Source organism: Streptomyces sp. 3-6, from assembly GCF_056323165.1.
This window is the reverse complement of record NZ_JBWHZP010000015.1, coordinates 120,502-144,706: the sequence shown is the minus strand read 5'-3', so window position 1 is coordinate 144,706 and position 24,205 is coordinate 120,502. Positions and strand designations below refer to the sequence as shown.

Annotated in this window: 28 protein-coding genes; 20 read left to right on the top strand and 8 right to left on the bottom strand. The window is 73.6% G+C overall.

The features are described from left to right. Positions 1-189 precede the first annotated feature (189 nt). The 3 genes from AC02VZ_RS20110 to AC02VZ_RS20100 all read right to left on the bottom strand — a co-directional run bounded on the left by AC02VZ_RS20110 (position 190) and on the right by AC02VZ_RS20100 (position 3,584). Positions 190-1,356 carry a S1C family serine protease gene (locus AC02VZ_RS20110; protein ID WP_432054820.1) on the bottom strand — a complete coding sequence of 389 codons (1,167 nt, stop codon included), beginning with the start codon at positions 1,354-1,356 and terminating at the stop codon, positions 190-192. 288 nt (positions 1,357-1,644) lie between these two features. Then, positions 1,645-2,667: a LacI family DNA-binding transcriptional regulator gene (locus tag AC02VZ_RS20105; RefSeq protein ID WP_476476038.1), complete on the bottom strand. Its 1,023-nt coding sequence runs from the start codon at positions 2,665-2,667 to the stop codon at positions 1,645-1,647. A gap of 128 nt (positions 2,668-2,795) precedes the next feature. Then, positions 2,796-3,584 carry a winged helix-turn-helix transcriptional regulator gene (locus tag AC02VZ_RS20100; protein ID WP_432054819.1) on the bottom strand — a complete coding sequence of 263 codons (789 nt, stop codon included), beginning with the start codon at positions 3,582-3,584 and terminating at the stop codon, positions 2,796-2,798. A 225-nt stretch (positions 3,585-3,809) separates the two neighbouring features. Here AC02VZ_RS20100 and AC02VZ_RS20095 point away from each other — a divergent pair, with 225 nt between their 5' ends. From AC02VZ_RS20095 to AC02VZ_RS20060, 8 genes are all read left to right on the top strand, one after another. Further along, positions 3,810-4,838 (top strand): alpha/beta hydrolase, encoded by a 1,029-nt coding sequence (locus AC02VZ_RS20095; protein WP_432054818.1) that lies wholly within the window; start codon positions 3,810-3,812, stop codon positions 4,836-4,838. A 39-nt stretch (positions 4,839-4,877) separates the two neighbouring features. Beyond that, positions 4,878-5,132: a MoaD/ThiS family protein gene (locus AC02VZ_RS20090; RefSeq protein WP_362101304.1), complete on the top strand. Its 255-nt coding sequence runs from the start codon at positions 4,878-4,880 to the stop codon at positions 5,130-5,132. 3 nt (positions 5,133-5,135) lie between these two features. Beyond that, the gene (locus tag AC02VZ_RS20085) at positions 5,136-6,695 is read left to right on the top strand and encodes a hypothetical protein (RefSeq protein WP_476476037.1); all 1,560 of its coding nucleotides are present in this window, start codon (positions 5,136-5,138) and stop codon (positions 6,693-6,695) included. Positions 6,696-6,943: 248 nt separating this feature from the next. Further along, positions 6,944-7,684, top strand: coding sequence for an LmeA family phospholipid-binding protein (locus AC02VZ_RS20080; protein WP_476476036.1), 741 nt, complete (start codon positions 6,944-6,946; stop codon positions 7,682-7,684). 612 nt (positions 7,685-8,296) lie between these two features. Then, positions 8,297-8,377: a putative leader peptide gene (locus AC02VZ_RS20075; RefSeq protein WP_355172694.1), complete on the top strand. Its 81-nt coding sequence runs from the start codon at positions 8,297-8,299 to the stop codon at positions 8,375-8,377. Between the two features lie 139 nt (positions 8,378-8,516). After that, positions 8,517-9,362 carry a sulfurtransferase gene (locus AC02VZ_RS20070; protein ID WP_432054815.1) on the top strand — a complete coding sequence of 282 codons (846 nt, stop codon included), beginning with the start codon at positions 8,517-8,519 and terminating at the stop codon, positions 9,360-9,362. Positions 9,363-9,404: 42 nt separating this feature from the next. Beyond that, entirely contained in the window at positions 9,405-9,692 is a 288-nt protein-coding gene (locus AC02VZ_RS20065; RefSeq protein ID WP_006348354.1) for a DUF1416 domain-containing protein, read from the top strand. Positions 9,693-9,880: 188 nt separating this feature from the next. After that, on the top strand, positions 9,881-10,141 hold the full coding sequence (locus tag AC02VZ_RS20060; protein ID WP_432054814.1) for a DUF3099 domain-containing protein: 261 nt from the start codon (positions 9,881-9,883) through the stop codon (positions 10,139-10,141). Positions 10,142-10,239: 98 nt separating this feature from the next. On the opposite strand, the gene AC02VZ_RS20055 is transcribed toward AC02VZ_RS20060, so the two are convergent. Then, the gene (locus AC02VZ_RS20055; RefSeq protein WP_432054813.1) at positions 10,240-10,602 is read right to left on the bottom strand and encodes a DsrE family protein; all 363 of its coding nucleotides are present in this window, start codon (positions 10,600-10,602) and stop codon (positions 10,240-10,242) included. 164 nt (positions 10,603-10,766) lie between these two features. Between AC02VZ_RS20055 and AC02VZ_RS20050 the strand changes: the two genes are divergently transcribed. The 6 genes from AC02VZ_RS20050 to ygfZ all read left to right on the top strand — a co-directional run bounded on the left by AC02VZ_RS20050 (position 10,767) and on the right by ygfZ (position 16,109). After that, complete coding sequence (locus AC02VZ_RS20050) at positions 10,767-11,576, top strand: hypothetical protein (protein WP_476476035.1); 810 nt, start codon at positions 10,767-10,769, stop codon at positions 11,574-11,576. Next, the gene (locus AC02VZ_RS20045; RefSeq protein WP_476476034.1) at positions 11,573-12,409 is read left to right on the top strand and encodes a hypothetical protein; all 837 of its coding nucleotides are present in this window, start codon (positions 11,573-11,575) and stop codon (positions 12,407-12,409) included. The genes AC02VZ_RS20050 and AC02VZ_RS20045 overlap by 4 nt, the downstream gene beginning before the upstream one ends. Positions 12,410-12,882: 473 nt before the next feature. Further along, positions 12,883-13,728 (top strand): hypothetical protein, encoded by an 846-nt coding sequence (locus AC02VZ_RS20040; RefSeq protein WP_476476033.1) that lies wholly within the window; start codon positions 12,883-12,885, stop codon positions 13,726-13,728. A gap of 231 nt (positions 13,729-13,959) precedes the next feature. Continuing rightward, complete coding sequence (locus tag AC02VZ_RS20035; protein WP_362101329.1) at positions 13,960-14,535, top strand: heme-binding beta-barrel domain-containing protein; 576 nt, start codon at positions 13,960-13,962, stop codon at positions 14,533-14,535. Positions 14,536-14,696: 161 nt separating this feature from the next. After that, complete coding sequence (locus AC02VZ_RS20030; protein WP_476476032.1) at positions 14,697-15,134, top strand: Fur family transcriptional regulator; 438 nt, start codon at positions 14,697-14,699, stop codon at positions 15,132-15,134. 9 nt (positions 15,135-15,143) lie between these two features. Continuing rightward, entirely contained in the window at positions 15,144-16,109 is a 966-nt protein-coding gene (ygfZ, locus tag AC02VZ_RS20025) for a CAF17-like 4Fe-4S cluster assembly/insertion protein YgfZ (protein ID WP_432054808.1), read from the top strand. A 61-nt stretch (positions 16,110-16,170) separates the two neighbouring features. On the opposite strand, the gene dtd is transcribed toward ygfZ, so the two are convergent. Next, on the bottom strand, positions 16,171-16,596 hold the full coding sequence (gene dtd / locus AC02VZ_RS20020) for a D-aminoacyl-tRNA deacylase (RefSeq protein ID WP_432054807.1): 426 nt from the start codon (positions 16,594-16,596) through the stop codon (positions 16,171-16,173). 190 nt (positions 16,597-16,786) lie between these two features. On the opposite strand from dtd, the gene AC02VZ_RS20015 reads away from it, so the two are divergent. From AC02VZ_RS20015 to AC02VZ_RS20005, 3 genes are all read left to right on the top strand, one after another. Continuing rightward, a complete protein-coding gene (locus AC02VZ_RS20015) occupies positions 16,787-17,428 on the top strand; it encodes an RsiG family protein (protein ID WP_476476031.1) in 642 nt (213 codons plus the stop codon). Between the two features lie 72 nt (positions 17,429-17,500). Next, the gene (locus tag AC02VZ_RS20010) at positions 17,501-18,595 is read left to right on the top strand and encodes an asparaginase (RefSeq protein ID WP_476476030.1); all 1,095 of its coding nucleotides are present in this window, start codon (positions 17,501-17,503) and stop codon (positions 18,593-18,595) included. Positions 18,596-18,966: 371 nt separating this feature from the next. Continuing rightward, positions 18,967-20,226, top strand: coding sequence for a GNAT family N-acetyltransferase (locus AC02VZ_RS20005; protein ID WP_476476029.1), 1,260 nt, complete (start codon positions 18,967-18,969; stop codon positions 20,224-20,226). A gap of 215 nt (positions 20,227-20,441) precedes the next feature. Here the strand turns inward: AC02VZ_RS20005 and AC02VZ_RS20000 are convergent, their stop codons facing one another. After that, positions 20,442-20,627, bottom strand: coding sequence for a hypothetical protein (locus AC02VZ_RS20000; protein WP_432054803.1), 186 nt, complete (start codon positions 20,625-20,627; stop codon positions 20,442-20,444). Between the two features lie 178 nt (positions 20,628-20,805). Between AC02VZ_RS20000 and AC02VZ_RS19995 the strand changes: the two genes are divergently transcribed. Then, positions 20,806-21,714 carry a winged helix-turn-helix domain-containing protein gene (locus AC02VZ_RS19995; RefSeq protein WP_476476028.1) on the top strand — a complete coding sequence of 303 codons (909 nt, stop codon included), beginning with the start codon at positions 20,806-20,808 and terminating at the stop codon, positions 21,712-21,714. A gap of 188 nt (positions 21,715-21,902) precedes the next feature. Here the strand turns inward: AC02VZ_RS19995 and AC02VZ_RS19990 are convergent, their stop codons facing one another. Continuing rightward, the gene (locus AC02VZ_RS19990) at positions 21,903-22,091 is read right to left on the bottom strand and encodes a hypothetical protein (RefSeq protein WP_432054801.1); all 189 of its coding nucleotides are present in this window, start codon (positions 22,089-22,091) and stop codon (positions 21,903-21,905) included. 141 nt (positions 22,092-22,232) lie between these two features. Here AC02VZ_RS19990 and AC02VZ_RS19985 point away from each other — a divergent pair, with 141 nt between their 5' ends. Together AC02VZ_RS19985 and AC02VZ_RS19980 are read left to right on the top strand one after the other, a co-directional pair. Beyond that, entirely contained in the window at positions 22,233-23,114 is an 882-nt protein-coding gene (locus AC02VZ_RS19985; protein ID WP_476476027.1) for a GntR family transcriptional regulator, read from the top strand. After that, positions 23,114-23,869, top strand: coding sequence for an HAD family hydrolase (locus tag AC02VZ_RS19980; RefSeq protein ID WP_476476026.1), 756 nt, complete (start codon positions 23,114-23,116; stop codon positions 23,867-23,869). The genes AC02VZ_RS19985 and AC02VZ_RS19980 overlap by 1 nt, the downstream gene beginning before the upstream one ends. Here AC02VZ_RS19980 and AC02VZ_RS19975 read toward each other — a convergent pair. Further along, positions 23,860-24,042, bottom strand: coding sequence for a hypothetical protein (locus tag AC02VZ_RS19975; RefSeq protein ID WP_432054798.1), 183 nt, complete (start codon positions 24,040-24,042; stop codon positions 23,860-23,862). The genes AC02VZ_RS19980 and AC02VZ_RS19975 overlap by 10 nt on opposite strands. Between the last annotated feature and the right edge of the window lie 163 nt (positions 24,043-24,205).

Sequence of the window (24,205 nt, the reverse complement as noted above, 5' to 3'; positions counted from 1 at the left end):
GGTGCGGGGTGTGAGGTGCGGGGGTGCGGACGGTCCCGGGGGCGGGCGTCCGGTGGCCCGGATCCCGGTCCCGTACGGGTTCCGGGCCGGGTTCCGTCCGGGTTCCGTTCGGGGTCCCTCTGCGGGTGCCGTACCCGTGGTCCGGGGGCCCGGGGTGTCAAGCCTCGCACGTCCGCCGGCCGTCCCGGATCACCCGGTGGCGCCCGAGCGGAGCGCCGGCAGGTCCGCCTTGACGTCGTTCACCGGGATGGCGAAGCCCAGGCCCGCGCTGCCCGCGTCGGAGGACGAGCCGCCGGCCGAGTACATCGCGGAGTTGATGCCGATCACGTGGCCGTTCATGTCGATCAGCGCGCCGCCGGAGTTGCCGGGGTTGAGGGAGGCGTCGGTCTGGATGGCCCGGTAGGTCGTGGTGGAGGTGCCCGTGTCGCCGTTGAACTCCCGGCCGCCGTACTCGAAGGGCCAGCCCTCGCCCTGCTGCCACTGCTGCTGCCCCCGGCCCTCCTCCGTCGCGACGGTCACGTCCCGGTCGAGGGCGGAGACGATGCCGCTGGTCACGGTGCCGGTGAGCCCTTCGGGGGAACCGATCGCCACCACCTGGTCGCCGACCTTCACCGCGTCGGAGTCGCCGAGGGTGGCGGCCTTCAGCCCCGAGGCGTCCCGGAGCCGGATCAGGGCGAGGTCCTTGCCGCTGTCGGTGCCGACGACCTCGGCGGTGTAGGAGGTGCCGTCACTGGTCCGGACGGTGATCGAGGAGGCGCCCGCGACGACGTGGTTGTTGGTGACGACCTCGCCGTCCTCGCTGATGACCACACCGGAGCCGGTCGAGGTCCCCGAGCCGGTGGCGGCCTTGATCTCGACGATGCTCGGGCCGACCGCGGCGGCCACCTGGGACACGGTGCCCTTCTGCCCGGCCGGGACCGCGTTCGCGGACGAGGCACTGCCGGTGGCGACCGTGTCGGGGCCGGTGAGTTCCTGGATGCCGTAGGCGGTGCCGCCGCCCACCGCCGCCGCGACGATCGCCACGGCGGCGAGCAGGGCCGCCGGACCGCGGCGCCGCCCGCGCCCCGTGGGCCGGGGGCTCCGCTGCTCGCCGGAAGGGGGCTGCGGGGGGTGCGGGGGCACGGGCGGCCACGCCGCGTGCGCCGCACCGCCCGCCGACCGGTCCTCCGCGCCCCGCGGGCCCTCCGTACCGTCCGTCGGCAGGAACTCCGCACCGTGCGGGTCCTCCGTGCCGCTCGGGCGCTGCCGCGCCGGCGACGGGGGCTGCTGCGCGTGCGGGTACGGCTGCGGGGCGCGCGGGTCGGCGGGCCGCTCGGTCTCGTACGGGTCGCTCGGGCTGCGAAAGGTCTCGTTCATGTCAACGAGGTTCGTGTCCGTCGATGAGAACGACCTGAGGAACGACTGAGAAGTCCGGCAGAACCTCGTATGCCCGATATAAAGGCCGCCCGGCGGGCCACCCGGCGGACTGTCCGGCGGCCGGCGCCCAGCACCCGGCTGGCGCCGACGTCGGTGTCACCTCACCCGGAGCCGCCGTCGGTGTCGGCGTACCCAGCACGGAGTCCGCCGTCGGCTCGGCCCGCCCGGAGCCCGCCACCTGCCCGGCCAGCCCGGAGCCCGCCGTCGGCCCGGCCCCGCCCGCTGCCGCTACCCGCAGCCGCAGGAGCGGCGGACCACCAGGCGGGAGGGGAACACCTTGAGGCGCTCGCGCCGCGACCCGGCCACCCGCAGGCCGTCGTCGAGGACGAGGTCGACCGCGGCCCGGGCCATCGCCGAGCGGTCGGAGGCGACCGTGGTCATCGGCGGGTCGGTGAGCGCCGCCTCCTTGATGTCGTCGAAGCCGGCGACGGCCAGCTCGCCCGGGACGTCGATGCGCAGTTCGCGCGCCGCCCGCAGCACGCCGATCGCCTGGTCGTCGGTGGAGCAGAAGATGGCGGGCGGGCGGTCCGGGCCGGAGAGGATGTCGAGCCCGATCCGGTAGGCGTCGTACCGGTTGTACGGGGCTTCGAAGAGACGGCCGTCGGTCGGGACGTCGGCCTCCTTCATCGCCAGGCGCCAGCCCTCGACGTGGTCGGAGACCGGGTCGCCGACGGCGGGGGTGTCCGCGGTGCCGCCGAGGCAGGCCACGTAGGGGTAGCCGTGTTCCAGCAGGTGGCGCACGGCCAGCTGGGCGCCGCCGAGGTCGTCGGTGACGACGGCGACGTCGTCGATCGCCTCGGGGCGTTCGTGGAGCAGGACGACCCGGGCGTCCCAGGCGTCTATCTCGGCCGCGGCCAGGTCGTTGAGGGCGTGGCTGACCAGGATCAGCCCGGAGACGCGCATCCCCAGGAAGGCGCGCAGGTAGTGGACCTCGCGCTCGCCGATGTAGTCCGAGTTGCCGACCAGCACCATCTTCCCGCGCTCGGACGCGGCCTGTTCGACGGCGTGGGCCATCTCCCCGAAGAAGGGCTGCCGGGCGTCCGGCACGATCAGACCTATGAGGTCCGTGCGCCGGGACGCCATCGCCTGGGCCACGCGGTCGGGCCGGTACCCCAGTTCCTTGATCGCGGCGAGGACACGCTCGCGCGTGGCCGGGGCGACCGGCCGGGGTCCGTTGTTGATGACATAGCTGACGACGGCGGTGGAGGTGCCCGCCAGCCGCGCCACGTCATCCCTGGTTACCTTGGCCACGCGCGGAGTCTACGCGGATATACCGAATGCGGGCAGGGCGTGCGGACGGCTCCGCAGTCCACCGGACGGGTGCGTCCGTCCGGGGGCGGCGCTCGTCCGCGGGCGCGGTGCGCTCATGCGTGCGCCCCTCACGCCTCGGCCCGGACCCCGGTGGCGTCGCGGGCGGCCGTCTCGTCCGCATCCGCCCGCTTCCGGGCGGCGGACCGGGTGGACGTGGCCTTCGTCTCGTCCGGGGAACGGTCGCCCTTCTCCGGTGTAACGAATCGATAACCGACGTTCCGGACCGTGCCGATCAGGGACTCGTGCTCGGGTCCCAGCTTGGCGCGCAGCCGCCGGACGTGGACGTCGACCGTGCGGGTGCCGCCGAAGTAGTCGTAGCCCCAGACCTCCTGCAGCAGCTGGGCGCGGGTGAAGACCCGGCCGGGGTGCTGGGCCAGGTACTTCAGCAGCTCGAACTCCTTGAACGTGAGGTCCAGGACGCGGCCCTTCAGCTTGGCGCTGTAGGTCGCCTCGTCGACGGAGAGGTCGCCGTTGCGGATCTCCATCGGGGAGTCGTCCTCGGTGATCTGCCGGCGGCCCATCGCCAGCCGCAGCCGCGCCTCGACCTCGGCCGGGCCCGCGGTGTCCAGGAGGACGTCGTCGATGCCCCAGTCGGCGGTCACGGCGGCCAGACCGCCCTCGGTGACCACCAGCAGCAGGGGGGACCCGGGGCCGGTGGAGCGCAGCAGCCGGCACAGGCTGCGCACCTGCGGGAGGTCGCGGCGGCCGTCGACCAGGATCACGTCCGCGCCCGGGGTGTCCACCAGGGCGGGGCCCTCCGCCGGCGCCACCCGGACGTTGTGCAGCAGCAGACCGAGGGCGGGGAGCACCTCCGCCGACGGCTGGAGGGCGTTGGTGAGGAGCAGCAGGGAGCTCATCGCGCCCCACCTCCCCGGCCCGGGGCTTTCCGTTCGTGCACGCTTCGCTCGCCCATAACGTCTGTTCCTCCTCGGCGGTCCCTGCGAGGACGTTTATGGATTGCTCCGTGCGTTTCGACGGCCCCGTACGTCGGCGGTCTCCCGCGTCGTATACAACGCTTCCGAAAGCACAAAAGGACCCGGGGGCTTCGCTGCCCGAGTCCTCTTCCCAGCAGAATAGCGGACATGAGCAGCGGTTCGGCAGGTCGTGTGGCACGTACCACCCCTCGTCCGTACGACGGAGCACCCGGGACGGCGAACGCCGGTACGGCGGTGCGGACGTTCCTGCGCACCGCCGACGGCGTCCGGATCGACTGCCGCTACGAGCCCGGCGGGACACCGGGGCCGGGGCTCCCGGGGACGGCGGCGGGCGACCGGGAGGACGGCCCGCACGGGGTGCGCGCCGACGCCCCGGAGGGCGCCCCGGTCTTCGTGGTCGCGCACGGTTTCACGGGGGACGTGGACCGGCCGCACCTGCGCCGGGTGGCGCGGGCACTGCGCCGGCACGGGGCGGTGCTGACGTTCTCCTTCCGGGGGCACGGCGCCTCCGGAGGGCGGTCCACGGTCGGCGACCGCGAGGTGCTGGACCTGGCGGCGGCGGTCGGCCGGGCCCGGGAACTGGGGCACACGCGGGTGGTGACGGTCGGCTTCTCCATGGGCGGCTCGGTGGTCCTGCGGCACGCCGCGCTCGGCGCGGGGGCGGGCGGAGGCGGGGGGCCTGCGGGACCGGCTGAACCGTCAGGGCCGACGGGGGCTGCGGGGCCGGGTGAGCCGTCAGGGCCGGCGGGGCTGTCAGGGCTGTCTGGGCTGCCGGATCGACAGGGCCGTCCCGACGCGGTGGTGTCGGTGAGCGCCCCGGCCCGCTGGTTCTACCGGGGCACGGCGCCCATGCGGCGGCTGCACTGGCTGGTCACCCGGCCCGAGGGGCGGCTGGTCGGCCGGTACGGGCTGCGCACGCGGATCCACCACCGCCAGTGGGACCCGGTGCCCCTGTCCCCCGTCCAGGCGGTGCCGCGGATCGCGCCGACGCCGCTGCTGATCGTGCACGGCGACCGGGACGGCTACTTCCCGCTCGACCACCCCCGGATGCTGGCCGCGGCCGCCGGTGACCAGGGCGAGCTGTGGATCGAGCCCGGCATGGGCCACGCGGAGAACGCCGTGACCGAGGCCCTGCTGCACCGGATCGGGGACTGGGCGGTCTCCCGGGCGGGCTAGCCTGACCGTGTCCACCGTCAACGATTGAGGAACCAGCAGATGGCAAAGGTCACGGTGCGGTACTGGGCCGCAGCCAAGGCCGCGGCCGGGGTGGCCGAGGAGCCGCACGAAGCGGACACGCTCGCCGAGGCGCTCGACGCGGCCCGCGAGCGGCACCCCGGTGAACTCCCGCGCGTCCTGCGGCGATGCTCGTTCCTCGTCGACGGTGACCCCGTGGGGACCCGCGCGCATGAGACGGTACGGCTGGCCGACGGCGGCACGGTCGAGGTGCTCCCGCCGTTCGCAGGAGGGTGAGCGATGACCGATCAGCCGTACGAGGGCCACGACCCGTACCCACCCCGGGGGCCGTCACAGCCGTACCCGCACCAGGCCGCCCCTGAGCAGCAACACCAGTACCAGCAGCACCAATACCAACAGCCCCACGGGTACCCCCACCCGCACCCTCACTCCCCACAGCCCCAGCCGGGACACGCGCCGCCCGCGCCGCACCCGCAGCAGCGGTACCAGGCACAACAGCCGTACCAGGGGCAGCAGGCACAGCAGCCGTACCAGGGGCAGCAGGGGCAGCAGGGGCAGCAGCAGGGGTATCCGCCGCCCGCGCAGCCGCAGGCGTGGCCCGGGGAGCAGGGGCCGGCGGCCGACCGGTTCTTCGACGAGCAGCACACCCAGCAGTGGCAGGGCCAGACCTGGGAGACGTCCGTCCAGCCGCCGGTGCCGGCCGCTGCCGAGGAGACCGCCTACCTGCCGCCGCAGGGGCCCGCCGGACCGGTGGACGCACCCGCCCCGCACGCGGCCCACGGCGGCGCCGAGAGCTACGGCGGGGCCGGGAGCTACGGCGGGGCCACGCCGTACGGGGCGTCCCCGCCCGGTCCGCTGCCCCGGCCGGAGCCGATGCCCGCCGCCTCTCCCGCCCCGCCCGCGGCCCGGGCGTCCCACGCCCCCGCCGCGCCGGGCCTCGCCGGCGGGTACGGCGGGCTCCCGCACCCGGCCGCGTCCACCCCGACGCCCGCCCCCGGGCCCGCCCCGGCGGCTCCGGAGGTCGCGCCCGACGCCGAGGGACACGGGCCCGCGTACGGCCCGGCCACCCTGGCCGGGAACTCGCGCGTCACCGACGCGCAGCGCGCCCGCGCCGAGGGCCGGTCGCCGATCATCGAGCCCGGCATGCAGCCGGCCGCGCTCACCGCGGCGCTGGGCCTGCTGCTGGCCGGCGGTGCCGCGCTGGGCACGTACGCGCTGCTCCTGCCGCTGATCGCGCTCCAGGGCCTCACGGCGGCCGGCTGGTTCCGGCTGAACGGGATGTGGCCGGCCCGTCAGGGCATCGCCCTCGGCTTCCTGGGCGCGCTGGTGGCCGACGTGGCCCTGCTGGCGTCGGACCGGTCCCCCGGCGCGCTCCTCGGGACCCTGGGCGTCTGGGTGCTGCTGTCGCTGGTGCTGCAGCTGCGCTCGCACGCGGATCCCGACGAGCGGATGTACGGCCTGACGGCGACGGTCGCGGCGGCGGCACTGGCGATCCTCGCGGGCGGCTACCTGGCGGCCGACGCGGACGCGGTGACGGTCGGCGCGGGCGCGGTGGCCGTGGCGGCGGTGGTGCGGGCGCTTCCGCTGCCCACCCCCGCCTCGGTGGCTGCCGCGCTGGTGGCCGCGGCGGGCGCGGGAGCGGCGCTGGGCGGGCTGAGCGGACCGGGTGCCGGTGCCGGTGCCCTGCTGGGCGCGGGGGTGGCGGTCTGCGCCCTGATCGGCCACCGGGTCGCGAGCTACGACTACCCGTCCCGCTTCGTCCACTTCACGGCCGGCGTGGCGCTGCCCCTGGCCGCGGCTGCCCCGGCGGCGTACCTCCTGGGCCGCATGGTCGCCTGATCCGCGTGGCCGCCTGATCCGCGTGGCCGTCTGAACCGCGTGGTCGCCCGACCCGCACCCCCGCACCCCGCAGCCACGGCGGCGGGGTGCGGGGGTGCGGCCGGTACGGCACCGCCCCGGCCGCCCCCGCGCGTCACAGGTGATCCACAATCCTCGGGAGAGCGCTCCCCTGCGGGTTACGCTCGCGCTGGACGGCCGCCCCGGTCGTCGGGGACTGCCGTCGGAACGTCTAGGTGGGGGAACACCGCATGCGCGCACTGCGAATACTGCTGGTCGTCGTCGTGATACTCGGCGGGCTCTTCGTCATCGTGGACCGCGTGGCGGTGAACTTCGCCGAGGGCGAGGCCGCCGACCGCCTGAAGGCCGGCGAGAACCTGTCCTCCACACCCGACGTGTCCATCAAGGGCTTCCCCTTCCTCACCCAGGTCGCGGCCGGCACCCTCGACGACATCGAGATCGGCATCCAGGACTACGAGGCCACCACCGGCGACGACGGCCGGAAGATCCGCATCGCCGACCTGCACGCCGACATGAAGGGCGTCGAGTTCTCCGGCACCTTCAGTTCGGCCACCGCCGCCAGCGCCACCGGCACCGCGTCGATCTCCTACGACGAACTGCTCAAGACCGCCCAGTCGGAGCCCCAGCAGGTGGCCCCGGGGGTGACCGCGAAGGTCGTCGGGCTCTCCGACGGCGGCAACGGGAAGATCAAGGTCGAGGTCGAGGCCACGGTGCTGGGAGCCAAGCTGCCCGAGCCGGTCTCCGTGCTCAGCTCCGTGACCGTGGTGGACGGGAACACGGTGCGCGTGAAGGCGGACGCGCTGCCCAAGTTCGGCGGGGTCACGATCGCCGAGTCCCGGGTGCGCAGCATCACCGACTTCGAGCAGAAGATCGACGGTCTGCCCGGCGGTATCCGGCTCGACAAGGTCGAGACCTCCCGGGCCGGGGTCGGCATCACGGTGAAGGGCTCCGACGTCCGCCTGGCCGGATAGCCGGACAGCCGGCGAGGCCGGAGGCCGGGGACGAGGACCGAAGGGCAGGGGGGCTCGAAACCGACGTCGGAGGCCGAGACGACGGGACGAAGGCGCCGGGAGCCCAACTGCCGGGAGCCGCAAGGCCGAACGGCCGGGGCCCGGGAGGCCGGGAGCCGCTGGGGACGAGCGTCCAAGAGCCCGGCAGCCGACAGACCGAACGGCTGAGTGAGGCAGGAGCCGACGAACCGGGAGGCCGACCCGCTGGGGGCGAGGGGCGACGAGTCGAGGGGCCGACCGGCTGGGGCGAGGGGCGAGGGTCGACGGACGCCGACCGGCCGGGCCGAGGCGTCGACGGCCCTCGCCCGCACCGGCGCAGCGCGTCCGGCGGCTCGGGCGGGAGGACCAGGCGTCGGAACCGCGTCCCGCGGGCGGGTCCCCGCATCTCCGTCCGAGGAGCGAGACGGCGTCGTCCGCATGACAAAGGTGATGCCCGGCACATCCGGCCGAGGAGCGTTCCGCACGGGGCCCGACAGCCGCCGAACGGTCCCTGATCCCGCTATGCGGACGATCGCGTCTCACCATCCGACACACCGGTGACACGCCCGCCCCGCTCTCCTTACCATCGGGGCCATGAAGCGACAGGCGGATCTCACGAAGCGGCGGGCAGTAGACCTGTGCCGTGTCGCCGCCATGCTCTGTCGCGCCTTCTGAGCCGACGTCGTCGATGACGACGACGATGTCCGCCTTCCCCTCGCCCTGCTGAAGGGCAACCCCGCGCCTGGCCGCCGTAGCGCCGTGCGCCCTGTCCCACCCCGCACACCCCGCCGCAACTGCCCCGGAGGAGAAAAGCATGAGCCGCAGCGACGTCCTGGTCGACGCCGACTGGCTCCAGGAGCACCTGGACGACCCCAGCATCGCCATCGTCGAGGTGGACGAGGACACGTCCGCCTACGAGAAGAACCACATCAAGAACGCCATCCGGATCGACTGGACCCAGGACCTGCAGGACCCGGTCCGCCGTGACTTCGTCGACCAGGAGGGCTTCGAGAAGCTCCTGTCCGACAAGGGCATCGCCAACGACCACACGGTCGTCCTCTACGGCGGCAACAACAACTGGTTCGCCGCCTACGCGTACTGGTACTTCAAGCTCTACGGCCACGAGAACGTCAAGCTGCTCGACGGCGGTCGCAAGAAGTGGGAGCTCGACGCCCGCGAGCTGGTCCCCGGCGACGAGGTGCCCGAGCGCCCGAAGACCGACTACAAGGCCAAGCCGCAGGACACCTCCATCCGCGCCTTCCGCGACGAGGTCGTGGACGCCATCGGCAAGAAGAACATCGTCGACGTGCGGTCGCCCGACGAGTTCTCCGGCAAGCTGCTCGCCCCGGCCCACCTGCCGCAGGAGCAGTCGCAGCGTCCCGGCCACGTGCCGACCTCGCGCAACATCCCGTGGTCGAAGAACGCCAACGACGACGGCACCTTCAAGTCCGACGACGAGCTGAAGAAGCTCTACGAGGACGAGCAGGTCGACCTCGCCAAGGACACCATCGCCCTGTGCCGCATCGGTGAGCGCTCCGCCCTGTCGTGGTTCGTGCTGCACGAGCTGCTGGGCGTGGAGAACGTCAAGAACTACGACGGTTCCTGGACCGAGTACGGCTCGCTGGTCGGTGTGCCGATCGAGCTGGGCCCCGCCAAGTAAGTCCCCCGACCGACCTCTTCAGACCCCGACAGGAGCAGCTACATGTGCGGTGCGAAGGCCGGCGGCCCGGACGCCTCGACGATCAAGCCCGGTGAGACCACCATCCAGGGTCAGGTGACCCGCGACGGCGAGCCGGTGACGGGCTACGTCCGTCTGCTGGACTCGACCGGCGAGTTCACCGCGGAGGTCCCGACCTCCGCCACCGGTCAGTTCCGCTTCTACGCGGCCGAGGGCACCTGGACCCTCCGCGCGCTGGTGCCCGGCGGCACCGCCGACCGCACGGTCGTCGCCCAGCAGGGCGGACTGGCCGAGGTCGCGATCGCGGTCTGAGGCTCCGGCGAGGAACCCGGCCGCCCGGCCGCGCACCTCACGGGCTCGTGACGGCCGAAGGGCCGCGTCCCACGGGTTGGACACCCGGGACGCGGCCCTTCGGCGTGTGCCGGGGGCACCGTGCGGGCCTCGCCCGACCGGCCCGTCCGCCCTGCGCCGGGCGGGCCGATCGGACCTACGCTGGAGGCATGTACGCGCGCAGGCGGCACGTCTACTTCGCCCTGATGGGCACGTGCATCGCGCTCTTCGTCCTCGCCTGGGCCGTCGTGCGGCTCTGGTCGGTGCCGGTGGCCGTGGGCATGTGCGTCGTCGCCATGGTCATCCCGCCGGTCGCCGCGGTGCTCGCCAACCGGCGCGGGCCCGACGACCGCTGGTGGGACGACCCCTCGGGCGACCCGCAGTCGGACGAGTGGTGGGACGAACTCGACGGCAGGAAGCGGCCCCGCTGAGCGGCCGAGCCGCCGCCCGGTCCGGGACAGGCGACTCGGCAACCGGGGGCAGGCCTCGGCAGCCGTGGCACGCGTCTCGGCAGCCGTGGGCAGGCGTCTCAGTAGACGAGCGCCTGGGTGTCGTCGGCCAGCGCCTCCTGGACGAACACCTGCGCGCCCGCGATGCGGACGCCCTTCAGGACGTCCTCCTCCGTGATGTCGCGCCGGGCCGCGCACTGCGTGCACAGGGTGACCCGGCCGCCCGCGAGCAGCGAGTCCAGCAGGTCGGGCAGGGGAGCGGCGTGCGGCAGCTCGAACTCGGCGGCCCGGTCCGGGAGCGCGAACCAGGCGGACTCCCCGGTCAGCCACAGGGAGACGTCCACCCCGCTGGCCACGGCCACCGCCGCCACCGTGAAGGCCTGCGAGCAGCGTTCGGGGGCATCGGCCCCCGCGGTCACCTTGATCACGAGCTTCTTCGCCATGCCTGAATCGTAATCGCCTCGCCCACAACCACCGGTGTGACGTATGAGTCTCCTGGGAGGCGCGATACGGAACGCGCCCTTCACGTTCTGAGGGGGACTGAGTGGAAGACGCCGATAGACCCGGGAAAGCCGGATCTGCACCCGGGAAGGCCGGATCCGGCCCGGTGACGGCTGTGGTGGGCGAGATCGGGGAGATCGAGTTCGCCGGGGAGCACCAGGAGCCCGGCACCGCCGGGGAGACGGGTGACGTCGCGAGGGCGGCCCGGCGCCCCCGGGGCCGCACCACACTGATGATCGCGGCGGCCGCCGTGCTGGGCGTGGTCGCCGGCACCTGCGCCGGCTACCTGATCCAGGCCGAACGCCCGCCCACCGCGCTCCCGTCGCTGTCCCAGCCCGTCGTCCCGCGGGCGAAGGGCGAGGCGTACCCGCTGCCGGCGTCCCAGGACCGCCAGGTGCGGCTGGACGGCGACCTGCGCGAGCTGCTGATCGACCGGCCCCGCAACGCCCGGGACGTCGACGACGTGCCGGACGACGACGGCTGGATGGGAATCTCCGAGTACGCGAAGCGGTACGAGGACCCGGCGTCGACCTTCGCCGGCCTGGTCGCCGACGACTTCCGCCGCTCCGCGAGCGTGTCCTGGCGCTTCGACCAGTACGGGGGCGTCTACATCAACCTGACGCAGTTCCGCCAGGTGAGCACCCTGGGCGCGTCGATCTGGGCGGAGAACGGCTTCCACTGGGCCGGCCGCGAGGCCGGCACCCGCAGCTGGCCGATCCCGGGCACCGGGGAGCACTCCGGGACGGCGTACGTCCACGACACCCCCGACCGGAAAGCGGGGTACCTCCCGTTGTACTCGGCACAGGCGCACGCCTGGCGCGGCGACGTCTACGTCGAGATCTTCGTCTTCGACACCAAGCCGGTTCCCAAGGCGAAGATCATGGACCTGGCGAAGCGGCAGGTGGGCAAGCTGTGACCGAGAACTCCGAACCCACCCCCGAGGTCATCGAGGGGACCGTGGCGGAGCCCGCCGTCGACGGCGTGGCCGCGCGGGTCGCCCGCAGCGCGCGCGTGCGCCGCGTGGCCACCGTTGCCGGATCGGTTCTGCTCGCCGGTGCGATGATCGGCGGCGTCGCGTACACCGCGGTGACGGTGCAGGACGCGGACCGCAGTGCCGGCAAGCCGGTCTGGAAGCTCCCGCCGGCCGACGTCGGGGCCGGGACGCCCGACGGCGGGGCGGACGAGCAGGGGCTGCGCGCCCTGCTCCTGCCGTTCGAGGACGGGGCCCGCTTCCCGGGCCCGGACGTGCGGAACTTCGGCCACGACACCGAACTCAGCGGCGCCGAGGCCACGGCCCTGCGCAAGGAGTCCTTGAAGGGGCTTCCCGGTCCGGTCAGGCGGGAATTGGGGAAGCTGATCGAGAAGCAGGACATCAAGGGCATGGCCCTGCGCAGCTACGCGGTCCACGACGGCGACTACGAGGGCGAGGCCTTCACGGCCGAGGTCACCCTGCAGCGCATGGGCAACCGGTCCGCGGTGCGGAACACGGCGGGTACCGCCCAGCGGTTCATGGAGAGCAGCGGCGCGTTCCGCGAGGCGCCGAAGGTCAAGGGCCACCGGAACGCCCGGTGCTATCTGTCGCCGAAGGCGAAGAAGGACGGGCTGGAGGGCGTGTTCTGCGTCAGTCACGTGGGTGACGTCCTGGTCAACATGGTCGTGGACTCGCCCGGGCCGGTCGACCGCAAGGGCGTCACGGCGTTCTTCGCCGCTCAACTCGACCGCATCGACAACCCGGGGCTGGCCGTATGACCACCGAGCACGCACAGACGACGGCCCCGGCCGACCCGACGCCCGCCCCCGAGGGGGTTGCCCAGCAGCCGCAGACCGGGGCGCAGCCTCCGGCCGGTGCGGAGGTGCGGACCGGGGCGGAGCCGCCGTCGGGGGCCGAGGCGCGGCCTTCGGAGCAGCCGCAGACAGCTGAAGGGCCGCAGGCAGCGGTGGGCCCGCAGTCCGGGGAGCAGCCGCGGGCCGAGGCCGAGGCGCTGAGGACGGAGCAGCCGCGGACTGAGCCGCGGTCTCCGGATCAGGCACCGTCCGTGGCACCGGAGCCGGCTGCTCAGGACCGGGCGCCCGCCCCGGACACCAGCGGCGCCCCGGCAGCCCTGCCCGCCCCGTCCGACCCGGCAGTCCTGTCGGCCCCGTCCGACCCGCCAGTCTTGTCGGCCCCGGCAGCACCACCGGCCCCCGTCACCCCACCGGACCCGGACGCTCCGGGAGCCTCCGTGACCCCGGCGGTACCCGCCCAAGCCCCGGACCCCGCCCAAGCCCAAGTCCCGGACCCGGCCCCGGCCCCGACCCGGGTCCGGTTCCGGGACCGGCACCGGCTGCGGGCGGCCCTGCGCTGGACCGCCGTGGTGACCGTGTTCGCCGCGTTCGGGGCGGGCACGGCCTACGGGATCACGCGCATGGAGCGCACCGACGTCCCCGGACTGGCGACCGAACCGGACGGCCGCTGGGACTACCCGCGGATCACCAGGCCGCCCCTGCCCGCCGGCGCCGCCCCGTACGACCACGAGGACCCGGCGAGCGTCCACGCGGCCGACCTGCGGGCCCTGCTGCTGCCCGCACCGGCGGGGGCCACGGAGGACAAGGCGCTGAAGGGCGAGGACGGCTGGCTGCCCACCGGGGACTTCCTCTCCGTGTTCGCGGAGAAAAAGGACCGGGCCGAGGTGAAGCAGTTGCTGACCGACCACGGCCTGCGGCACCTGGCGGCCCGCGGCTGGACGACGCCGGACGGCACCCGTACCCGGATCTTCCTGCTCCGCTTCGCGACGGCCGAGGTGGGGGACACGGTCTACGGCGGGCTGACCGGGTACGGGGGCGCCACGTACGCCCTCGCCGGCGCGGAGCGTGTCGAGTTCGACGAGCGCTTCCCGTCGGCCGCCGACCCGGGCGGAGTCACCCGGTACGCCTACGACGAACTCAAGCCGCGCGGCGCGGAGCACGTGCGGCAGGTGTACCTGCGCGCCGGGGAGGTGGTGGCCCTGGTCGTGCAGTCCCGCAAGGGCACCGCGGACGCCGTCCCGTTCCAGCAGACGGTGACGTTGCAGGGCCAGCTCCTGAGCTGACCGGAGGCGAGGAGCGACCTCGTACGGAGGGCCGGGCCCCGGCCGCGTAAGCTGGGGCCCGGCCCTGTGCACTACCGCACCCCCCGCTCAAGGAGCACCCCGTGGTTATCTTCTTCGAAGCCCTGCTGGTCCTGGTCGCCGTCGGCGTTCTCGCCTTCGCCGGGCTGACCGTGAAGAAGCTGTATCAGGGCCAGCGCTGACCTGCCCGACCACGTCCAGGAACTGCCTCTCATGATCGAGATCCCGTCCGACCTCCACAAGGACCTCGTCCCCCTCGCCTTCCTGCTGGGCAACTGGGCGGGTGCGGGCGTGCACGACTTCCCCGGCGCCGAGAAGTGCAACTTCGGGCAGGAGGTCAGTTTCACCCACGACGGCCGGGACTTCCTGGAGTACGCCTCCCACACCTGGGTGCTGGACGGCGACGGCAACAAGGTCCGCCCCCTGGAGTCCGAGCACGGCTTCTGGCGGATCGACGCCGAGCGCAAGGTCGAGGTGACGATGACCCGGGACGACGGCGTCATCGAGATCTGGTACGGCGAGATGGCCGACCAGAAGCCGCAGATCGACCTCGTCACGGACGCCGTGGCGCGCACGCCCGCCGCCCGCCCCTACACCGGTGGCAAGCGGCTGTACGGGTACGTCAAGAGCGACCTGATGTGGGTCGGCGAGAAGCAGACCCCCGAGGTCGAGCTGCGCCCCTACATGTCGGCGCACCTGAAGAAGGTCGTCACCCCGGAGGAGGTCGAGCGCTGGGCCAAGGCCCTGCCCGACGACATGCCGGACGACGGCATCGCCTTCTTCAAGTAGGTCGCCTTCTCCGAGTACTCCGAGCCGGCCGGCCCGCGCTCTTCCCGGGCCTTCCGGCATCCCTCCCGGGCCTCCCGGGCCTCCCGGGCCTTCCGGCGCCCCTCCCGGGCCTTCCGGCGGGCCCGGTCCGATCGGGCCGGGTCCCCTCTAGACTCGTCACTGTGGTGAGCACCGACTGGAAGAGCGACCTCAGGAAGCGCGGCTACCGGCTGACGCCGCAGCGCCAACTCGTGCTCGAAGCCGTGGACACCCTGGAGCACGCGACCCCCGACGACATCCTCGTCGAAGTGCGCAAGACCGCGTCGGGGGTGAACATCTCCACCGTCTACCGCACGCTGGAGCTCCTGGAGGAACTGGGCCTGGTCAGCCACGCCCACCTCGGGCACGGAGCGCCGACCTACCACCTCGCCGACCGGCACCACCATCTGCACCTGGTGTGCCGCGACTGCACCGACGTCATCGAGGCGGACGTGGAGGTGGCCGCCGAGTTCACCGCCAAGCTGCGCGGGACCTTCGGCTTCGACACCGACCTCAAGCACTTCGCGATCTTCGGCCGGTGTGAGACCTGCACCCGGAAGGCGTCGACCACCGGGTCGTAGGCTGGAGGCATGAAGAGCCCCCTGCTGACCCTGCCGGGCGCCGTCCCCGCCGAAGGCGTGGACGAAGGCGTGGCGGCGCACTACGGCGACCTGTTCCGCGAACAGCGCGCCCTCGCCGAAGGCACCGGCTTCGTCGACCTGTCCCACCGCGGAGTCGTCGCCGTCTCCGGGGCGGAACGGCTGACCTGGCTGCACCTGCTGCTCACCCAGCACGTCAGCGATCTCCCGCCGCACCGGGCCACCGAGGCGCTGATCCTCTCCGCGCACGGCCACATCGAGCACGCGCTCTACCTCGTCGACGACGGCGAGACCACCTGGGCCCACGTCGAGCCCGGGACCCAGGAGGCGCTGATCGCGTACCTGGAGTCGATGAAGTTCTTCTACCGGGTCGAGGTCGCCGACCGCACCGCCGACTTCGCGGTGGTGCACCTGCCGGCCGGCTCCATCACCGAGGTCCCCGAGGGCACCGCCGTGCGGGAGACGCCGTACGGCCGCGACGTGTTCCTGCCCCGCGCCGACCTGGAGCGGTTCGCCGCGCAGGCTGGCCCGCCCGCCGGAATCCTCGCCCACGAGGCGCTGCGGGTGGAACAGCACCGCCCCCGGCTCGGCTTCGAGACCGACCACCGCACCATCCCGCACGAGCTGGGCTGGATCGGCGGCGCGGTGCACCTGCAGAAGGGCTGCTACCGGGGGCAGGAGACTGTCGCCCGGGTGCAGAACCTGGGCAAGCCGCCCCGCCGGATGGTCTTCCTGCACCTGGACGGCAGCGAGGTCCACCTGCCCACGCCGGGCACGGAGATCCGCGTCGCGGACGACGGCCCCGAGGGGCGGCGGATCGGCTTCGTCACGACGTCGGTGCGCCACCACGAGCTGGGACCGGTCGCCCTCGCCCTGGTCAAGCGGAACGTGCCCGTCGACGCCCGGCTGCTGGCCGGCGACACGGCCGCGGCGCAGGAGACCGTGGTGGAGCCCTGACCGGCCCGGCCCCCGCGCGGGAGCCCTGACCGGGCTCCCGGGCCGGACCCTGAGTCCTCCCTCAGATCTCCAGCAGGACGGTGAACGGGCCGTCGTTGGTCAGCGACACCCGCATCCGCGCGCCGAAGCGGCCCGTCGCCACCGTCGCGCCCAGCGCGCGCAGTTGCGCGACCACCTCGTCCACCAGCGGCTCGGCCACGTCACCGGGCGCCGCGGCGTTCCAGGTGGGGCGCCGGCCCTTGCGGGCGTCGCCGTAAAGGGTGAACTGGCTGATCACCAGGAGGGGCGCGCCGACGTCGCTGCAGGACCGCTCGTCCTGCAGCATCCGGATCGACCACAGCTTGCGGGCGAGCTGCGCCGCCTTCTCCTTGGTGTCCTCGTGGGTCACCCCGACCAGGACACACAGGCCCTCGCCCTCGATGGAGCCCACCGTCTCGCCGTCCACGACGACGCTCGCGCCGTCCACCCTCTGCACCACTGCACGCATACGACCATGATGCCGGGTGCCCCGAGGCCGTCCGAGCGCCCCCCGAGCGGGTCGGCCGGGGGTCTCCGGTCGGGCTATTTTTACTCCTTAACACCCCATCTGGGGCTGTTCGGGACCACTCGGTCACCGGGGGGCCGTGAGGGGTGGCACGATGCATGGCACACGCCGGTCGAGGGGACGGTAGAGGCACATGAGCACACCAGGGACCGGGTGTCCGGCGGGGGCCGGCACGCCCATCGGAGCGGGCGCCGGCGAACCGGCGTTCCACCGGCCGCCCACGCAGCGAACGGACAGCCCCGTGATGCCCGACAAACAGCCCGCACACGATCTGACGGCCCTGAGCCTGCCCGAATTGCGCGCCCTGCGCAGGGAGGCGCAGCGCGACGAGGCCGACCTCAGCTACGTGCGGCGGCTGCTCCAGGGGCGGATCGACATCCTGAACGCCGAACTGCTCCGGCGCACCCCGCTGGGGGCGACGGCCACCGCCGCGCCCCCGGAGATGCCGCCCGCCTCCGTGGTGGAGCGGCTCCCGGAGATCCTGCGGGACGCGCCGACGCGGCACCGTTCCTCCGCCCGCCACGTCACCCTGGGCACCCCGCAGAGCGAGGAGTACGGGCGGCTGGCGGCCGAGATGCTCGCCGAGGTGGAGCTGTCCGACCTCCGGGCACGCACCGACGCGGAGCTGCACGCGGCGATGGGCCGGCTGGTGCGGTACGAGGAGCGGGTGTCCCGGCGGCGGCAGGGCCTGCAGCGGACGGCCGACGGGTGCAGCGCGGAGATCGCCCGCAGGTACCGTGAGGGGGAAGCTCAAGTCGACGACCTGCTCGTGTGAGGCGAGGCAGGCCCGGTGATCCCGGGCCCTCGCGGTGGGCGGGTCGTCCCGCGCCCCGGAAGGCCACCGCCGATGCCCGCACCGTCGTCCCCCTCCTCGCCCGCCGCCTCGCACGCCTCCGCGCCGTCGTCCGGTCCGGCGTCCGGCCCTTCGTCCGCTCCGGAGCCCGGCCCGTCGTCCGGTCCGTCGTCCGCTCCGGCGCCCGGTTCGTTCGGAGCGGGGCCGTCGGCGCCACCGGTGCTGGCGGAGGTGGTCCGCTCCGGGTTCCTCGAAGGCCGGCACCGGGGGAACCTGGTCCTGCTGGCCGCCGACGGGTCGGTGGAGCTGGCGCTCGGCGAGGTGACGGCGCCCGTCTTCCCGCGCTCCAGCAACAAGCCGATGCAGGCCGCCGGGGTGCTGCGGGCGGGCCTGGAGCTGTCGGGCGAGCGGCTGGCGCTCGCTGCCGCCAGCCACTCCGGAGAAACCTTTCACCGTGATCTGGTCCGCACCATGCTGGCCGAGCACGGACTGAGCGCCGATCAGCTCGCCTGCCCGCCCGACCTGCCGCTGGACCCCGAGGAACGGGAGACCTACCTGGCGTCGGGCGGGGTGCGCGACCGGGTGACCATGAACTGCTCCGGCAAGCACACGGCCATGCTGGCGGCCTGCGCGCGCAACGGCTGGCCGCTGGAGGGCTACCTCGACCCCGGCCACCCGCTCCAGCGGCTCATCCACCGGGGCGTGGAGGACGCGGCGGGCGAACGGGTCGCGGCGGTCGGCACCGACGGCTGCGGCGCACCCCTCCTGGCGATCGGCCTCACCGGCCTCGCCCGCGCCTACCGCTCCTTCGTCCTGGCCGCGCCGGGCACGCCCGAACGCCGGGTCGCCGACGCGATGCGGGCCCACCCCGAGTACGTCGCGGGCACCCGCCGGGCGGACACCTGGCTGATGCGGGAGGTCCCCGGGGCCCTGTCCAAGATGGGCGCGGAGGCCGTGCAGGCGGTCGCCCTGCCCGACGGCCGGGCCCTGGCCTTCAAGGTGGAGGACGGCTCCCTGCGCGCCCTCGGCCCGGTCCTCGCGAGGGCGCTGCGGCTGATGGGGGTGGACGGACCGGTGGTCGACCGGATCGGCGCCGCACCCCTCACCGGCGGCGCGGAGGTGGTGGGGGAGGTCCGGGCGGTGTTCTGAGCGGGGCAGGCCCGGGCGGTGTTCTGACCGGGGCGGGTCCCGGCGGTTCTCCGTGGGGGGCGGGCCGGGGCCGGTGGCGGGCGGGGAGCGAGGGGCCCGCTCGGGGCGGTCCGTGGGCCCGGGAGGTCCGTGGACCCGGGCGGTCCGGGGCCGTCCTTGTGCCGTGGACCCGCGGCGGCCGACGGCCCCGAGGTGACCGACGGCCCCGCGGCGGCCGACGGCCCCGAGGTGACCGACGGCCCCGAGGTGACCGTCGGCCCTCGGCGCCCGAGCGCCCCTGTCGCCCCTGCCGCCCCGGGCGGTCGTCCGGCGGCTCCGGGCACCGGAAAAACCCCACGACACCCCGCTCCCCCTCCCCCTACCGTGGGCCCATGACGTCCCCCCGTTCCGGCCTCGACGTGCGGCCGATCACCGAGGCCGAGTTCCCCGACTGGGTCCGGGTGCTCAACACCGGGTTCCTGCGGGAGCCCACCTCGTCCGACGACGTCCTGGAGGCGCGTCGCCTGCGGTTCCGGCCCGGCCGCTCGCTCGGCGCCTTCGACGCCGGCCGCTGCGTGGCGACGCTCCGCTCGTTCGCCCAGGAACTCACCGTGGTCGGCGGCGCGGTGGTGGCCGCCGACGCCGTCTCGAACGTCGCGGTGTCCCCCACGCACCGCCGGCGCGGCCTGCTCGGCCGGATGATGGCGCAGGACCTGGCCGCGGCGAAGGAGCGCGGGGACGTGGTGGCGACCCTGATCGCCGCCGAGTACCCGATCTACGGCCGCTACGGCTTCGGCCCGGCGACCTCCGCCACCGAGTGGACGGTCGACGTGCCGCGCAGCGGTCTCGACCCGCGGTGGTCGGGTCCCGAGGACGGCGGCCGGATCGACCTCGTGGACGGTACGGACGTGCGCAAGCTCGGCCCCGAGCTGCACGAGCGGCTGCGGCGGACGCTCCCCGGCGCGGTCAGCCGGGACGAGCTGTGGTGGCAGCTGGTCACCGGTGCCGTACGCCTCGACACGTCCTGGAGCGAACCGTTCTTCGCCGTGTACCGCTCGGCGGACGGCGAGGTGCAGGGCATGGTCTCCTACAGCGCGGACGACCACTGGGGCGACGCCAAGCAGCCGCTGAACACGGTGAGCGTCGAATGGCTGACCGCCGTGACCCCGGCCGCCGAGCGGGCGCTGTGGCGGTACCTGTGCTCGATCGACTGGGTGGTGCGGGTCAAGAGCAGCTGGCGGGCCCCCGACGACCTGCTCCCGCACTTCCTGCCCGATCCGCGGGCGGCGGCGGTCACCAGTCACGTGGACTGGCTGTGGGTGCGGATCCTGGACGTCGTCCGGGCCCTGGAGGCGCGCACGTACGGGGCGGTGGGCACGCTGGTGCTGGAGGTGGCGGACGCTGCGGGCCTGACCGGCGGCCGTTACCGGCTGGAGGCGTCCGCGGACGGCGCGGGCAGCTGTACGCGGACCACCGACCGTGCCGATCTCGCCCTGGACGTCGCCGAGTTGGCGACCCTCTGGCTGGGGGACGAGTCGGCGGTGCGGCTCGCGGCCCTCGGCCGGGTCCGGGAAGAACGAGCGGGCGCCGCCCGTGAGGCCGACGCCCTGCTGCGCACGTCCAGGCGGCCGTGGTGCCCGGACATGTTCTGAGCGTCGGCGGCTTCGGCCGCCGCGCCCCTGGTGATGCCCTCTGTCGGCGCTGTCCGCTCGCCTCCTTCGTCCGGGTGCGGGTGGGTGCTCATCCGTAGCGAGCTGTTCGGTTGTGGTGGTGCCGGGTCGCGCCGTCGGCGCGACCGGTGCCGTTCGACGGGCTCCCGGCTCCCCTCCGGAGGGGAGCCCGCTCGACGGCCCGGTGGAGTGCCCGCTCAGCCGGGCTGGGCGAGCAGCAGGACGAGGACGACCGCGCCGATGCCGCTGATCAGGCCGTTCCTCGCCTTGATGCCGACGGTGAGGGCGACGAAGGCGATGATGCCCATCGTGCCGAAACGCCATTGCAGGACCTGTTCGAACCCCACGGCCAAGGCGGCGAGGACGATGGCGACGAGCGGCATGACGGTCCCCCTCACGTCGTGGTCCCCAACCGTCACCCTGGTGGCCAACCCTCCGTCGCGTCGACCATGTTGTTCAAATTGGTTACCAACTTCTCCTGAGTTATCTCCACTTGGACTCGGCTCATAACCACCTGCCCGGCAACCCCCCGAAGATGGCGTGAAGTTGTAGGGTCGGGATGTGGACCCGGAACACGGCTCCGTCCCCGGACGGGCGAGGTCACAACGGCCACGGCCCACCCCCCGTGAGGTGGCCGACGTGTTGCGCGCCCGGATCAGGACCGGAGCGCTGCGACCGGGCGACCGCATGCCCACCCAGGCCCGGCTGGCCGACGAGTTCGGGGTGGAGCGGAGCGTGGTGCGCCGTGCGCTGCGGATCCTGCAGTCCGAGCAGCTGCTCGCCAACGTCTCCAAGGGCGCCCCGGCGACCGTCGCCGAGGCTCCCCCCGGGCCGGCCCCCGTCGGCCCGGCGGCACCGCCCCAGCCCACGACCGTCGCCCTGGCCTCCCGCGTCACGGCGGCCTTCGAGGCGGACCACGTGGAGATCGACGCCGTCTGCCTGACCGCGGTGTCGCTGACGCTGGCCATCGGTGAACCGCTGCGCCGCATCCACGCCGGACGGCAGAAACCGGCCAAGGTCGACGTCCGGGTCCTGCTGCCCAGCCGGAGCATCGACCTGGCCTTCCCGGTGCCCGTCGAGCGGCACGGCGACACCGACCCCGTGCACGACCGCTGGCTGGCCATGCGCAACGCCCAGGGGCAGGTGCTGCGGCACAACCTGCTCGCCCTGCGGGCCACGCACGGGATCGACGTGCGGGTCGCCTTCCGGGCCCTGCCGTTCACGCCGCCGGTGAAGCTGTACCTGCTCAACGGGACGGAGGCGTTGTTCGCCTACTACACCCTGTCCCGCCACGAGACGCGCATCGACCAGGAGAGCCTGGAGACGTACGACGCCCAGGGCATCCGGTCCATGCTGTTCTCCTTCGCGCACGGCACGGACCAGCGGGACACCACCTTCGTCGAGCAGTCCCGCCTGTGGTTCAACGCACTGTGGGAGACCATCAGTTCGGAGCTGGAGCTCACGAGCTGACGTCTCCCAGGGGTGGAGGCGGAGCCGAGCGGGGGCCGAGCGGGGTCCGGACGGGTGGGGGCGAAGGGGCGGGCCGGTCCCGGACGGTCCGGAGGCAGACGCGGAACGTGGACACCGGGGCACCGGGGCACCGGGGCACCGGGCCGTCTGCGTCGCACCACGGCCCCTTGAGGGCGTCGGTCCGTACCTCAGAAGGCGGGCCGCGCGACCAGCAGGGCGAGCAGGACCGCCCCGGCGGAGCTGACGGACGGGCGCTCGGCCTTGATGCCGATCGTGAGCAGCAGCAGACCGAGCAGGCCGGCGGGGCCGTACCGCCACTCGACGAGCTGCTCGAAGGTGACCACGAGGACGGCGGAGAGGAGAGCGAGGACATGCACGGCGACCCCCGGTGAATGGTGTGAGTGCCAACTCGACCGAGTTGGCTGCCAACTCTGATGAAGTTGTCCCCACTTGGTGGATATCAATAAACAACTCCCCGGCAACTCCCCAAAGATGGATCAGAGTTGTAGCGTTCGGTCGTGACCCAGGAGAACGTGGCCGTGAACGGCAGCAGCAAGCTCTCCGCCCAGGAGATCGCCGAGACGCTGCGCGGGCGCATCCGCAGCGGTGACCTCAGGGCGGGCGAGCGGCTGCCCACCCAGGCCGAGCTGGCCGACGAGTTCGGCGTGGAGCGCGGCACCGTCCGCCAGGCCCTGCGCACCCTCCAGGACGCCGGTCTGCTCACCAACGTCACCAAGGGCGCACCGCCCACCGTGGCCGAACCGGCGTCCGCCCCGGAGGAGCCCCGGCCGACGATGGTCGCCCTGGCGCCCCGCCTCACGGAGGCGTTCCGCGCCGAGCACGTCCGCGTCGACGTCGTCTGCCACACGTCCGAGACCCTCATGGTCGCCGTCGGCGAGCCCCTGCGGATGATCCACGAGGACGCCCTCCGCCCGCAGTCCGTCGAGTTCCGCATCCTGCTGCCCTCCCGCAAGATCAACCTGGCGTTCCCGGTGCTGGTCGAGGACGGCGCCGACGACGAGGCGGGCGACCCGGTCCACGACCGGTGGCTGTCCATGCGCAACGCCCAGGCCCAGGTGCTGCGCCACAACCTCCAGGCGGTCCGCGCCACCCACGGCATCGACGTCCACGTCCGCTTCCGCGCCCTGCCGTTCACCCCGCCGATGAAGCTCTACCTGCTCAACGGCGCCGAGGCGCTCTACGGCTACTACCGGCTGGAACGGCGCGAGGAGGAGTGGGGCGAGCACACCCTCGACATGTACGACGTGCTCGGCTCGCAGTCCCTCCTGTTCTGCTTCGACCGCCGGGTGGGCCGGCGGGACGAGGCGTTCGTGGAGGAATCGCAGAAGTGGTTCGACGCCCTCTGGGAAACCATCACGACCGACCTGACACTCTCCTAGTGACTCCTGATACGACGCAGACCGATGCGGTGACGTCCGGGACCGGAAGAGAACTGGCCGCCGCACTGAGAGATGTGGTCACCCCCGACCGTGTCGTGCTGTGGGACTTCGACGGGCCCATCTGCCGCCTGTTCGCCGGCCATTCGGCGGAGCGCGTGGCCCGTGAGCTGGTGGAGTGGCTGGAGCAGCAGGGCCTGAGCGGACTGCTCAGCGACGAGGAGCGCGAGCACCCCGACCCACAGGTCGTGCTGCGGGCCGTGGACCGGCGCCATCCCGGCAGCGACCTGGTCACCGAGCTGGAGGCGCGACTCACCGACCGGGAGCGGCACGCGGTCGGCTCCGCCCAGCCCACCCCGCACGCCGACCCGCTCATCCGCACCTGGTCGGCGCTGGGCGGCCGGTTCGCGGTGACCACCAACAACTCCGCCCGCACGGTGCGGGACTACCTCGGCGGCCGGGGCCTGCTGGGCTGCTTCTCCCCCCACCTCTACGGGCGGACGATCCGGCTCGACCTGCTGAAGCCGGATCCGCACTGTCTGCTGCGGGCCCTGAACGCCATGGGGGCGGCCGCCGGTTCCGCGCTGATGATCGGGGACAGCCCCGAGGACCGCGAGGCCGCCGAGCGGGCGGGGGTCGCCTTCCTCGGCTACGCGCGCGACGGGGACAAGGGCGCCGCCCTGCGCAAGGCGGGCGCCCGGGTCGTCGTGGACTCGTTGGAGACGGTGCTGCACGTCCTGAGGTCCGCTCAGGCCTGAAGCAGCAGGTAGGTGAACACCACCGCCGCCCCGACCGCGTACCCGTCGTGGCGCACCCGGACGGCGACCGCGCCCGCGCACACCAGCACCAGGCCGACGAAGCCGAGTCTGCTCTGCGCCAGCAGCCCGACCGAGAACTCCAGGGCCGCACACGTCGCGTGAAAAAGAAGCATGTCCCCACCCGCGTCCCTCACCGGGTGACGGCCGCCCCTCACCCGTCCAATTGGGCTGCTTGACCAATAGTGGTTGTCCCCTGACGGAGAGATCCCCTAACCAGGCGGACGGCATCGGCCCAAATTGACGGAAAGCGGTTTGGTCCGGTGCCTTGAGCGGTAC